We start from the raw sequence: 688 nt of genomic DNA on the forward strand, positions 1-688 counted from the left end.
TGAGACGCCACCGTAGAGAAGTGGGGTGTGGTGGTGGAATGCGGGTGGAGGAGTAGGCGAAGAAACCTCTACGGCAAACCGACCTTCGCTTTCAGCCAAAGCACTCAGCTGACCATAGTTGGTTGTCAGAATTCGGGGATCTGTCCAAAAATTCTAGACCGGCTTTGCAACCAAATTATGTTGAAAAGTTTTTGGTAGTCGTTTCTTGCCCTGTAATGGTATACAAATTTTCTTCAAAGAAAACATACCCATTAAAAGGAGTCCCTTTTATCGTCATATTTAAGACAAGTATTCTCCTACCCATTTCCACTTTATCTTCGAAATTACACGCAATTGATGTTTGTAGGTTTTTTATTGAGTGACCTTGTAACGGCACATCGTAGTCTGATAAATCCACGTCCAAGTCATCAAATCGTTTTAACTTAAATTCATTTTCAAGTACGTACCCATCATCGTCTTTAAATGCTGGTAGCGCAAGCGTGCACAAAAAATATCCACTAAAATTTATAGAGTTGTAGAAACGAATGTGTAAATTCGAAAATTTCAAAAAAATATCATTCGGTAATCCAGGAATGTTTTTTACGGGAATTGATTTGCTCGCTTCGGCTTTATTTTCGTATTTGTATCTCAACTTATCGCCTCACTAATTTTATCAACAAACTTAATCAGTTAGTTATCAAAGAACAAT

General features: G+C 37.9%; 1 protein-coding gene. It reads right to left on the reverse strand.

Features of this window, described 5'->3' with window-relative positions:
• Window positions 1-175 precede the first annotated feature (175 nt).
• Window positions 176-631: a hypothetical protein gene (locus tag M6F29_RS11990; RefSeq protein WP_298160232.1), complete on the reverse strand. Its 456-nt coding sequence runs from the start codon at window positions 629-631 to the stop codon at window positions 176-178.
• Between the last annotated feature and the right edge of the window lie 57 nt (window positions 632-688).

It is taken from the genome of Ferrovum sp., from assembly GCF_027317285.1.
Classification (GTDB): Bacteria; Pseudomonadota; Gammaproteobacteria; order Burkholderiales; family Ferrovaceae; genus Ferrovum.